Raw genomic sequence first — 10,724 nt, 5'->3', positions numbered from 1 at the left:
CTCCGGCGGCCGCACGGCGCACAGCACCCGGCGGGCGGCGCCGCGGGCCCGGCTGCACGGTGGGCGCGGGCTGGGCCGGGCCACGATGCCCCTCCGCGGTGGGCCGCCGACGGTGTCCGGACGCTGGTCGATCGTGCCGGTCGCCGACGACTCGCCCACCCGCCGCGCCCACGCCCTCGGTGAGACCCTGCTCGAACGCTACGGGGTCGTCACCCGTGGTGCCGTCGTCGGGGAGGGCGTCACCGGCGGCTTCGCCCTCGTCTACCGCACCCTGAGCGGCTTCGAGGAATCGGGGCGCTGCCGCCGCGGCTACTTCATCGACGGGCTCGGCGCCGCTCAGTTCGCGACCGCCGGCACGATCGACCGATTGCGGTCCTTCACCGAGTCCGAGGCGGGTCGCAACGGGGGAGCGGGCTCAGGCTCGGCGGATGCCGGCCCGGTCGTGGTCACGCTCGCCGCGACAGACCCGGCGAACCCCTACGGAGCCGTGCTGCCCTGGCCGGCCCTGCCGACCGGAACCACCCACCGTGCCGCCCGGAAGGCCGGCGCGATCGTCGTGCTCGTCGACGGCGCCCTCGTGCTCTACGTCGAACGCGGCGGGAAGACCGTGCTCGCCTTCGACGGGAGCCGCGCCGTAGCCGCCCCGGACCCGGCCGGACTGGTGGCGTCCGGTGCCGACACGGACGGTGCCGAGCCTGCCGGTCGTGCCCCGGCCGGTGCCGGTGCCGGTGCCGTGGTCGATGCCGACGTCGCCGCCGCTCGGGATGCGCTCTTCACGGCGGCAGCTCGGGCCCTCGCCGCCACGGTGACGAGCGGGCGGATCGCCAAGCTGGGCGTCGAGACGGTCAACGGCGCCTTCGTGATCGGCACGCCCTTCGGCCGCGCGCTCCAGGCCGCGGGCTTCGGCGTGACCCCGAAGGGCCTGAAGCTGCATGCCTGATCACAACGACGCCGGGCGCGGCCGGCGCGGGCAGAACCGAATCGGGCAGAACCGGGCCGTGCAGGACGGGCCCGAGCGCGACCGGTCCGGGGGCGACCATGCCTGAGGGCGACACCGTCTGGCTGACCGCGCACAACCTCGACACGGCGCTGCGCGGCGCCGTGCTGACCGGCTGCGACATTCGTGTGCCGGCCTACGCGACCGTCGACCTCACCGGCGACACCGTGCACGAGGTCGCGAGTCGCGGCAAGCACCTGCTGATCCGGGTGGGGGAGGCGAGCATCCACTCGCACCTGAAGATGGAGGGCGCCTGGCACCTCTACCGGCACGGAACCCCTTGGAAGCGGCCGGCCTTCCAGGCGAGGGCCGTGCTCGAGACCGCCGACTGGGTGGCGGTCGGCTTCGAACTCGGGCTGCTCGAGGTGCTGCCCGCCGGGCAGGAGGCGGCGCGCCTCGACTACCTCGGCCCCGACCTGCTCGGCGCTGACTGGGACGCCCGCGAGGCGGTGCGCCGCATCGAGGCCCGGCCCGAACGTCCGATCGCGGTCGCACTCGCCGACCAGTCCAGCCTCGCCGGCCTCGGCAACGAGTACGTGAACGAGCTGTGCTTCCTGCGGGGCGTGGTGCCGACCCGGCCGGTGGCAGCGGTGACGGATGTCGCCGGTCTCGTCGACCTGGCCCACCGGCTGATCTACGCGAACCGCGGCAGAACCGACCGGATCACCACGGGCTCGGCCCGCCGCGGCGAGCAGTCCTGGGTCTACGGCCGCGCCGGCAGACCGTGCCGACGCTGCGGCACCCGGATCCGCCAGGGCACGCTCGGCCGTTCCGAACTCGAGCAGCGGGTCACCTACTGGTGCCCCCGCTGCCAGACCTGACCGGCCCCCAGCATCCGCGACCACCGGTGCCGGTGCCCGTGGCCCTGCCAACGATCGTGAGGTGTCGCATATCGACGTTCGTGGGCCGCGGGAACCTCGATCTGCGACACCTCAGCGAGGTGTGGGGATGGCTGGTTAGTTGACCGGGCCGGTGTACTTCTCGCCGGGGCCGGCGCCGATCGGGTCGGGGATCGCCGAGGCCTCGCGGAAGGCGAGCTGCAGCGACCGCAGCCCGTCGCGCAGGCTGCGCGCGTGCATGTCGGCGATGTCGGGGGCGGCGGCCGTCACGAGCCCGGCGAGGGCGTTGATGAGCTTCCTGGCCTCATCGAGGTCGATCTGCGCGTCGGGGTCGTCGGCGAGCCCGCACTTGACGGCGGCGGCGCTCATCAGGTGCACGCACGCCGTCGTGATGATCTCCACGGCGGCCACATCGGCGATATCGCGGGTTTCCTGGCTGGCATCCTGGCTTGTGCTACTTGTCACTGCATTCCTCTGTTAGACTCGTCCGGGCTCCGAGGTATTTATCTCGGTACGAAAGTGGATAATCTCCCACCCGCGCATACCGCTTCACAAAGGTTACCGGGTTGTTTGCACTCCGCCGTCGTGGCACTGGAAACAGTGGCGCGAAGGTAGACAGGGTGCCGTACGAAGTGTTTGTTGAATTGCTGAGTTTGAGCAATTACGCTCCACCATTTCGCACGCGATTTTCCTCTCTTCGTCGCCAGGCGGCATCCGTTGCCTGGCTGTAGTCACGATGCATGAGAGAAGGAGAGACGCATCAGCGATCCCCGTACAAATGACCGTATCCGCGTCCCTGAAGTCCGTCTTGTCGGCCCCGCCGGCGAGCAGATCGGGGTCGTGGCCATTGACGTCGCACTGCGCATGGCACAGGAGGCGGATCTGGACCTCGTCGAGGTTGCCCCTACCTCCAAGCCGCCGGTCGCAAAGATCATGGACTACGGCAAGTTCAAGTACGAGGCTGCGCAGAAGGCCAAGGAGGCCCGGCGCAACCAGGCGAACACCATTCTTAAGGAAGTTCGGTTCCGCCTCAAGATCGACACGCACGACTACGAGACCAAGCGCAAACGCGCCGAAGGCTTCCTCAAGGCCGGCGACAAGGTCAAGGCCATGATTCTTTTCCGTGGCCGTGAACAGTCCCGTCCCGACCAGGGCGTACGACTGCTCCAAAGATTTGCCGAGGATGTCGCGGAATTCGGTTCTGTTGAATCGAGCCCGACCATCGACGGTCGAAACATGGTCATGGTGATTGGCCCACTGAAGAACAAATCAGAGGCCAAGGCAGAGGCCAATGCACATAGAGCTGCTGATAAGGCAGCGAAACAGGAGGAAAAAAATGCCTAAGATGAAGACCCACTCCGGGACTAAGAAGCGCTTCAAGGTAACCGGCAGCGGCAAGATCATGAAGCAGCAGGCCGGTTTGCGCCACAACCTCGAGGTCAAGAGCACTCAGCGCAAGTCCCGCCTGAACCACGACCAGGTGTTGGCCCCGGCCGACGCCAAGGTCATCAAGAAGCTTCTCGGTCGCTAGACCCCGTACCCCTAAAGGAACAAGAAAATGGCAAGAGTAAAAAGAGCGGTCAATGCTCACAAGAGCCGCCGCGTCATCCTCGAGCGCGCCAAGGGTTACCGCGGCCAGCGTTCCCGTTTGGTCACGAAGGCCAAGGAGCAGCTCACTCACTCCTTCACATACAGCTACCGTGACCGTCGTGCACGCAAGGGTGACTTCCGTCGCCTGTGGATCCAGCGGATCAACGCTGCGTCCCGCCAGAACGGCCTGACCTACAACCGCCTCATCCAGGGCCTCGCCCTGGCCGGCATCGAGGTCGACCGTCGCATCCTCGCCGACCTCGCGGTCAACGAAGCGGCCACCTTCGCCGCCATCGTCGAGAGCGCCAAGGCAGCACTGCCCGCCGACACGTCCGCACCGAAGGTCAAGGCCTAGCCTTCACGCTTCAGCGTCGTTCAGTTCGACAGCAGTTCGTTTCACCAGCACTCCGCACCACCCAAAACGGGAGCGGGCCCCAGGGCCCACTCCCGTTTTTGCGTACCCGCGCCCGGTCACACCCGCCCTGCCCTGTTCCGAATTCAGGAGTCGGGCCCGGCTGAACCGGTTCAACTGCCGGATTCAGCCCGTTTCGGGCCTCAACTCCTGAATTCGGAACGCATTCGCCGGTGCTGGGCGGATGCTGGGCGGGTCAGGCGGCGGGGGCCGAGAGGTCGTAGACCGTCGAACCGCCGACCGTCGTGGCGGTGTATGTCGCGGCAACCCAGGTCGCGATGGCCGTCGCGGTGCTGTCGCCGCTGCCCATGCCGCCGCCGCCCTGGCTTCCGGAGATGTAGTAGTCGACGTCGCCGGCCGCGACGTAGGCCTGGAACTCGGCGAGGGTCGGGGTCGGGTCGCTGCTCCAGCCGCCGATCGCCATCACCGCGACGCCGGTCGACAGTTCGAGGGTGGCCGCGGACTGCGATCCGTCGACCGCCGCGGCCCAGCGTGCTGTCGAGGTCGTGAGGAGCGCGGACAGCTCGGAGGAGGTCGCGGAATCCGAACCTGAGCCGGTGGGAGCCGAGCCGGACTCGCCGGCGTTGGCCGCGGTATCCGTGCCCGCGTCGCTCGTTCCGGTGCCGGTCGCGCCCGTCGTACCGGTATCGGTGCCGGTCATGCCGGTCGTACCCGAGGCGTCCGGGCCTCCGGTGCCTCCCGTCGGGGGAGTGCCGCCGGCGCCTTCCGGCGGGGTGCCGCCGTCTGGCCGCGTTCCGCCGCCGTCACCCGTGGGGGCGCCGCCGGTGCCGCCGCCCATCCCGCCGCCCATGCCGCTCGAGGACGAGACCGAACCGACAGCGGGAATCGAACCGCTGTGCGCGACGGATGCCGTCGCGATCGCATATGCCGCGCTCCCGCCGAGGCCGCCGAGCATGCCGACGAGCACGGCGACGGTCGTGAGGCGGCGCCAGCTCCGTGCCGCACCGACGACGAAGCCGGCCGCGCCGAGCAGGGTCACCGTCAGCAGCATCCAGCGCAGCCACGGCAGCCAGTCCGCGTTCTCGGACAGGAGCACGAAGCCCCAGGCGCCGGCGGCCGTGATCATCGCGGCGAGCCCGAGCCGGCCGAACCACTGCGAACGGCCGTGCCAGAGCACGACGCCGCCGGTTCCGACGAGGCCCGCGATCGCCGGGGCGAGGGCGACGGTGTAGTACGGGTGGATGGTGCCGCTCATGTAGCTGAAGACGAGTCCCGTCACGAGCAGCCAGCCGCCCCAGATCACGAGAGCAGCGCGAGCCCCATCGGTGCGGTGCCGCTTCCGCGTCGCCCAGAGACCGAGGACCAAGGCGAGCAGCGCCGTCGGCAGCAGCCAGGAGATCTCGAGACCCATCTCGCTGCTGAACAGGCGTTCAAGCCCGGTCGCACCGCCGAAGCTCGACCCGGCAGCCGCGGTCGTGCCGCCGCCGGCATTCCCGCCGCCGCCTCCGGTGGCCCCGAAGATCCGGCCGAGGCCGTTGTAGCCGAAGACGAGGTCGAGCACGGTGTTGTCCGTCGAGCCGCCGATATACGGGCGGGCGGATGCCGGCCACAGCGCGACCGCGAGCACCCACCACCCCGCCGACACGACGAGGGCGCCCGCCGCGACCCCGAGGTGGGCGAGGCGGCGCCAGACGGTCGTGTTCGCGAGTAATAGGTAGGCGAGGCCGAAGGCCGGCAGCACGAGGAGGCCCTGGAGCATCTTGGTCAGGAACGCGAAGCCGAGGGCGACGCCGGCGAGGGCGAGCCACCGCCAGCTCGCGGAGGGCAGTGCGCGGATCACGCAGTACGCCGCCGCGGTCATCAGCACCGTCAGGAGCGCATCCGGGTTGTCGAAGCGAAACATCAGCGCGGCGGCGGGCGTGAACGCGAGCACCGCGCCGGCCACGAGACCGCCGACGGCGCCCAGGCGCGGGCCGAAGGCCACGAGGCTGCGCCGCACGGTCGCGAAGACGAGGGCGACGGCCGCGACGCCCATCAGCGCCTGGGGCAGGAGCACGCTCCAGCTCGAGAACCCGAAGATGCGCGCCGAGAGGCCCATCACCCAGAGCGAGGCCGGCGGCTTGTCGACCGTGATGAAGTTCGAGGAGTCGAGTGAGCCGAAGAACAGCGCGGTCCAGCTCTTGGACCCGGCCTGCACGGCGGCGGCGTAGAAGCTGTTCGCCCAGCCGCTCTCGCTCAGGTTCCAGAGGTAGAGCAGGCCGGTCACGATGAGGAGCGCCCAGAACGACGGCCGGATCCAGGCCGCGTCCGTGCGTTCGCCGAGAATGGTTCGGGCGAACAGTCCGCGACGCACTGTCGACGGCGCGGCGGCGCTGGACGCGCGGGGGTCTGTGGTCGCACCCGATGTGCGCGGCACGGACAGGGGTGGGCGGGTCACGTGACCCGGAACGAGTTGGCCGGTCATGGCTCCTCCAAAGGTTGATCCTTTGAGCTTGCCGAGCGCGCCCATGGGCCGGCTATGCCGCCGCTATGAGACGGCTATGTGCGGCCGTCAGCGCGGCAACCGCGCCGCCCCAGCCCCGGCAAGTAGGCTGGGAGCATGTTAGATAATCCCCGTTCTCCGCGCGTGCGGGCCGTTGCGAAGCTGTCGAACCGGGCCGCGCGCTCCGAGACCGGGCTGTTCCTCCTCGAGGGCCCGCAGGCCGTCGCCGAGGCCCTGAACTTCCGCCCCGAGCTCGTCGTCGAGCTGTACGCAACCCCGACGGCCCTCGAACGTCACCCCGAGATCGCCGAAACCGCCGTCGACGCGGGCGTCGACGTCGAATTCGTCACCGAGCAGGTCCTCGAGACCATGGCGGACACCGTCACCCCGCAGGGCTTCGTCGCGGTCTGCCACCAGTTCCCCACCTCGGTCAAGGAGATCTTCGCCAAGGAACCGAAGCTCATCGCCATCCTCGAAGAGGTGCGCGACCCGGGCAACGCCGGCACGATCATCCGGGCAGCGGATGCCGCCGGTGCCGACGCCGTGATCTTCACCGGTCGCAGCGTCGACCTTTACAACCCCAAGGTCGTGCGCTCGTCCACGGGCTCGATCTTCCACCTGCCCGTCGCCGTCGGTGTCACCCTCGACGACGTCCGCGAACGCGCCCGCTTCGCCGGCCTCCAGATCTTCGCCGCCGACATCAAGGGCACCGACCTGCTCGCCGCCCGCAACGAGGGGCTCCTCCTCGCCCCGACGGCCTGGCTGTTCGGCAACGAGGCCCGCGGGCTGACCGACGAGGACCTGGCCCTCGTCGACCGGTCGATCACCGTGCCGATCTACGGCCACGCCGAGTCGATGAATCTCGCGACCGCGGCATCCGTTTGCCTGTACGAAAGCGCCTTCGCCCAGCGCAGCTGACGCGACGGAATGGCGCCGGCCGGCGTCGGGGGATGGGCGAACCGACAAGAAAGTGGTTCGCATAACTAAGATTCTGTTCTAGGTTTGATTGATGGAGCCTACAGATCCCACGCCGGCTACGTCGAACATCACGGTGCGTCGGGGCGAGCCCCTCGTGGTCGTGTCCGATGTCAACAAGCACTTCGGCGAGCTGCACGTCCTCAAGAACATCAACGCCGTCGTCACCCGCGGCGAGGTCGTCGTTGTCATCGGCCCGAGCGGGTCGGGCAAGTCCACGCTCTGCCGGGCCATCAACCGGCTCGAGACGATCGACTCCGGCGTCATCACGATCGACGGGCAGGCCCTTCCCGAAGAGGGCAGGGCACTCGCCCGGCTGCGTGCCGACGTCGGCATGGTCTTCCAGGCCTTCAACCTGTTCGCGCACATGACCGTGCTGCAGAACGTCACCCTCGGACCGATCAAGGTGCGCGGCCTGTCCAAGGCCGATGCCGAGACCCGGGCAATGGCCATGCTCGAACGGGTCGGCGTCGCAAACCAGGCGCACAAGATGCCCGCCCAGCTGTCCGGTGGCCAGCAGCAGCGCGTCGCGATCGCCCGGGCCCTCGCCATGGAACCCAAGGTCATCCTCCTCGATGAGCCGACGAGCGCACTCGACCCCGAGATGATCAACGAGGTTCTCGAGGTCATGATCGATCTCGCCAACGACGGAATGACCATGATCGTGGTCACCCACGAGATGGGCTTCGCCCGCAGGGCCGCGAACCGGGTCATCTTCATGGCCGAGGGCGAGATCGTCGAGGAATCGACCCCGGACCGGTTCTTCACCAACCCGCAGACCACCCGCGCCAAAGACTTCCTCTCGAAGATCCTCGCGCACTGAGGATCCTCTTGCCGCAGTACTTGCCGGTCACACGACCGGCGATCCCCGCACACAGCACCCCAGGAGGACACCATGCGACTCAATAAAGGTCTAGTGATTTCTGCCATTGCCCTCGCGAGCGTTCTCACGCTCAGCGCCTGCACCGACTCCGGTGCAACCCCCTCCGCGGCCCCCGTCGCCGCCACCCCAACGTTCGCGCCGGGCACGACCATGGCGAAGCTCGCCGAAGCAGGCAAGATCACCATCGGCACCAAGTTCGACCAGCCGCTGTTCGGACTCAAGGGCCCGGACGACAAGCCGATCGGCTTCGATGTGGAGATCGGCAAGCTCATCGCGGCGAAGCTCGGCATCGCAGCAGACAAGATCAAGTGGACCGAGACAGTGTCGGCCAACCGCGAGCCGTTCATCCAGAACGGCCAGGTCGACCTCGTCATTGCGACGTACACGATCAACGACAAGCGCAAGGAGGTCGTCTCCTTCGCCGGCCCCTACTACGAAGCCGGGCAGGACCTCCTCGTGCTCGCCGGCAACCCGAGCAAGATCACCGGGCCGCAGGACCTCACCGGCAAGCCGGTCTGCACAGTGAGCGGATCGACCTCGGAGAAGAACATCGCCGCGTACACGACCAACGTGATCGCGACGGACACCTACTCCAACTGCCTCGGCCCGCTGCGCAGCGGTGAAGTCGTCGCGGTCACGACCGACAACGTCATTCTCGCCGGCCTCGCCGACCAGAACTCCGGTGAATTCGAGGTCGTCGGTAAGCCCTTCACCAAGGAGCCGTACGGCATCGGACTGAAGAAGGACGACACCGAGTTCCGCGCCTTCATCAACGACACCCTCGAAGCCTCCTTCACCGATGGAACCTGGGCCGCCGCCTGGGAGGCCACCGCCGGCAAGGTCCTCGACACCCCCACCCCGCCGACCATCAACCGCTACTAGAACCCGCGCGAAGCCGGGCGGATGCCTGACGCGGCATCCGCCCGGGCTCGCGTTCGAACACACGAACACCCACAGACACAGAAGAGGAGTTGAGGCATGGACGCAGTCATCGATAACCTGCCGGTCTTCCTCGAAGGCTTTCGAAACACGCTCGGCCTGCTCGTCATCTCCGGGGTCGGCGCACTCATCCTCGGCATGATCGTTGCGGGCCTGCGCATCTCACCCATCGCCTCCTTCCGGGGCTTTGCGACGGTCTACACCGAGATCATCCGCAACACGCCCCTGACCCTGATCCTCTTCTTCTGCGCCTTCCTGCTGCCGTACCTGCAGTTCTCGCCCGGTTACTTCGCGCTCGCCGTGATCGGCCTCACCGTCTACACCTCGCCGTTCGTCGCAGAAGCCGTGCGCAGCGGGATCAACGGCGTGCACGTCGGCCAGGCGGAGGCCGCCCGCAGCATCGGGCTCGGCTTCGGCCAGTCGCTCGCGTTCGTGATCCTCCCGCAGGCCCTGCGGATGGTCGTGCCACCCCTGATCAACGTGTTCATCGCCCTCGCGAAGAACACCTCCGTCGCCGGAGCGTTCTTCGTCTTCGAACTCTTCGGCGCCGCCCGCAAGGTCACCAACGACCGCGGCGATCAGGTGCTCGCGATCCTGCTCGCCGTCGCGGTCTTCTACCTGCTGATCACCGTCACCCTCGGCGTCATCGCCGGCCGGGTCGAGAAGAGAGTGGCGGTGCTCCGATGACCTCGGTCCTCTACGACGCGCCCGGCCCCAAGGCCCGGCGGATGTCCCGCATCATCTCCCTTATCGGCATCGTCGTGATCGCCGCCGGCGTCGTCGCCCTCGTGCTCGCCCTCGGCGCCCCGAAGGCGAGCGCCAACGGCGCCGTGCAGCCGGGCCTCTGGGACCTGAGCCGCTGGGACGTGTTCAACGACCTCGAGGTCTGGCGTTCCCTCGGCCGCGGTGCACTCGCGACTCTCGAGATGGCCGGTGTCGCGGCCGTGCTCGCCCTGCTCCTCGGCGTGTTCTTCTCCTTCGGACGCGCCTCCGACACGGCGTGGATCCGGGTTCCGACCACGATCGTGCTCGAGTTCTTCCGCGGCATGCCCGTGCTGCTGATGATGCTCTTCATCCTGCTGGTCTTCTCGACCGGGTCGTTCTGGGCCGGCGTAGCCGCGCTCAGCGTGTACAACGGCGCCATCATCGGCGAAGCCCTGCGTGCGGGCATCAAAGCACTTCCCCGCGGACAGCGGGAAGCCGGCCTCGCAATCGGGCTGACGCCCATCGCGACGCGGCTTCGGATCGAGTTTCCCCAGGCGTTCCGGCAGATGCTGCCGATCATCATCGCCCAGCTCGTCGTACTCCTCAAGGACACCTCGCTGTCCTTCGTGGTGGGGTACTCCGAACTGCTTCGGGTCGGGGTGCGCGACCTGACCAACTTCTTCGGCAGCCGGTACTCCTTCTCCTTCTTCTTCGTGGTGCTCGCCATCTACCTCGCAATGAACCTGTCGCTGTCGTGGCTGGCCCGGCGGATCGCCCGGCGGAGCGGCGCCCAGGGGAGTGCCCCGGCCGGGAAGCCGGACTCTCCGGACCCCGCGCCGGCGGTGAACCGATTCGTGGGACCCAGCGGCTACTCGGGTGACGCGAACGGCGTCTGAGCCCGGGACGACGCGGGACGAGTGGGAGCCCACGCACTAAACTTG

Annotated in this window: 12 protein-coding genes; 10 read left to right on the top strand and 2 right to left on the bottom strand. The window is 68.4% G+C overall.

Annotated elements, in window-relative coordinates:
- The coding region (locus E3O44_RS19095) for an Lhr family helicase (RefSeq protein ID WP_420897901.1) at window positions 1–940 on the top strand (940 nt) is incomplete at its 5' end.
- Window positions 941–1,038: 98 nt separating this feature from the next.
- On the top strand, window positions 1,039–1,818 hold the full coding sequence (locus E3O44_RS00440) for a DNA-formamidopyrimidine glycosylase family protein (protein WP_134531718.1): 780 nt from the start codon (window positions 1,039–1,041) through the stop codon (window positions 1,816–1,818).
- Between the two features lie 135 nt (window positions 1,819–1,953).
- Here E3O44_RS00440 and E3O44_RS00435 read toward each other — a convergent pair whose 3' ends face one another.
- Window positions 1,954–2,301, bottom strand: a complete 348-nt coding sequence (locus E3O44_RS00435; RefSeq protein WP_134531717.1) for a DUF1844 domain-containing protein — start codon at window positions 2,299–2,301, stop codon at window positions 1,954–1,956.
- Window positions 2,302–2,595: 294 nt separating this feature from the next.
- Between E3O44_RS00435 and infC the strand changes: the two genes are divergently transcribed.
- The 3 genes from infC to rplT are packed head-to-tail and all read left to right on the top strand — an operon-like array spanning window position 2,596 to window position 3,781.
- Complete coding sequence (gene infC, locus E3O44_RS00430; RefSeq protein WP_134446986.1) at window positions 2,596–3,180, top strand: translation initiation factor IF-3; 585 nt, start codon at window positions 2,596–2,598, stop codon at window positions 3,178–3,180.
- Window positions 3,173–3,367 (top strand): 50S ribosomal protein L35, encoded by a 195-nt coding sequence (gene rpmI / locus E3O44_RS00425; protein WP_134531716.1) that lies wholly within the window; start codon window positions 3,173–3,175, stop codon window positions 3,365–3,367. Before infC ends, rpmI begins: the two co-directional genes overlap by 8 nt.
- Window positions 3,368–3,394: 27 nt before the next feature.
- Window positions 3,395–3,781: a 50S ribosomal protein L20 gene (rplT, locus tag E3O44_RS00420; protein WP_134446990.1), complete on the top strand. Its 387-nt coding sequence runs from the start codon at window positions 3,395–3,397 to the stop codon at window positions 3,779–3,781.
- 253 nt (window positions 3,782–4,034) lie between these two features.
- On the opposite strand, the gene E3O44_RS00415 is transcribed toward rplT, so the two are convergent.
- Window positions 4,035–6,263 carry a glycosyltransferase family 39 protein gene (locus tag E3O44_RS00415; protein ID WP_134531715.1) on the bottom strand — a complete coding sequence of 743 codons (2,229 nt, stop codon included), beginning with the start codon at window positions 6,261–6,263 and terminating at the stop codon, window positions 4,035–4,037.
- 135 nt (window positions 6,264–6,398) lie between these two features.
- Between E3O44_RS00415 and E3O44_RS00410 the strand changes: the two genes are divergently transcribed.
- The 5 genes from E3O44_RS00410 to E3O44_RS00390 all read left to right on the top strand — a co-directional run bounded on the left by E3O44_RS00410 (window position 6,399) and on the right by E3O44_RS00390 (window position 10,679).
- A complete protein-coding gene (locus E3O44_RS00410; RefSeq protein ID WP_134446993.1) occupies window positions 6,399–7,199 on the top strand; it encodes a TrmH family RNA methyltransferase in 801 nt (266 codons plus the stop codon).
- A 91-nt stretch (window positions 7,200–7,290) separates the two neighbouring features.
- Window positions 7,291–8,079: an amino acid ABC transporter ATP-binding protein gene (locus E3O44_RS00405; protein WP_134531714.1), complete on the top strand. Its 789-nt coding sequence runs from the start codon at window positions 7,291–7,293 to the stop codon at window positions 8,077–8,079.
- A gap of 72 nt (window positions 8,080–8,151) precedes the next feature.
- Window positions 8,152–9,021 carry a glutamate ABC transporter substrate-binding protein gene (locus tag E3O44_RS00400; RefSeq protein WP_134531713.1) on the top strand — a complete coding sequence of 290 codons (870 nt, stop codon included), beginning with the start codon at window positions 8,152–8,154 and terminating at the stop codon, window positions 9,019–9,021.
- A 96-nt stretch (window positions 9,022–9,117) separates the two neighbouring features.
- Window positions 9,118–9,765 carry an amino acid ABC transporter permease gene (locus tag E3O44_RS00395; protein WP_134531712.1) on the top strand — a complete coding sequence of 216 codons (648 nt, stop codon included), beginning with the start codon at window positions 9,118–9,120 and terminating at the stop codon, window positions 9,763–9,765.
- Window positions 9,762–10,679, top strand: a complete 918-nt coding sequence (locus E3O44_RS00390; protein WP_134531711.1) for an amino acid ABC transporter permease — start codon at window positions 9,762–9,764, stop codon at window positions 10,677–10,679. Before E3O44_RS00395 ends, E3O44_RS00390 begins: the two co-directional genes overlap by 4 nt.
- The last annotated feature ends 45 nt before the right edge of the window (window positions 10,680–10,724 follow it).

Origin of the sequence: Cryobacterium algoricola (genome assembly GCF_004402485.1) — a bacterium.
In the GTDB taxonomy this organism is placed as follows: domain Bacteria; phylum Actinomycetota; class Actinomycetes; order Actinomycetales; family Microbacteriaceae; genus Cryobacterium; species Cryobacterium algoricola.
The sequence above is the reverse complement of the archived record's forward strand: the minus strand, read 5'-3'. Positions and strand labels throughout refer to the sequence as shown.

Bases quoted from the DNA above. Each gene is read 5' to 3' on its own strand.
- E3O44_RS00415 (WP_134531715.1), bottom strand. From the start codon at position 6,263: ATGACCGGCCAACTCGTTCCGGGTCACGTGACCCGCCCACCCCTGTCC.
- rplT (WP_134446990.1), top strand. From the start codon at position 3,395: ATGGCAAGAGTAAAAAGAGCGGTCAATGCTCACAAGAGCCGCCGCGTC.
- E3O44_RS00405 (WP_134531714.1), top strand. From the start codon at position 7,291: ATGGAGCCTACAGATCCCACGCCGGCTACGTCGAACATCACGGTGCGT.
- E3O44_RS00440 (WP_134531718.1), top strand. From the start codon at position 1,039: ATGCCTGAGGGCGACACCGTCTGGCTGACCGCGCACAACCTCGACACG.
- E3O44_RS00410 (WP_134446993.1), top strand. From the start codon at position 6,399: ATGTTAGATAATCCCCGTTCTCCGCGCGTGCGGGCCGTTGCGAAGCTG.
- E3O44_RS00390 (WP_134531711.1), top strand. From the start codon at position 9,762: ATGACCTCGGTCCTCTACGACGCGCCCGGCCCCAAGGCCCGGCGGATG.
- E3O44_RS00400 (WP_134531713.1), top strand. From the start codon at position 8,152: ATGCGACTCAATAAAGGTCTAGTGATTTCTGCCATTGCCCTCGCGAGC.
- E3O44_RS00395 (WP_134531712.1), top strand. From the start codon at position 9,118: ATGGACGCAGTCATCGATAACCTGCCGGTCTTCCTCGAAGGCTTTCGA.
- rpmI (WP_134531716.1), top strand. From the start codon at position 3,173: ATGCCTAAGATGAAGACCCACTCCGGGACTAAGAAGCGCTTCAAGGTA.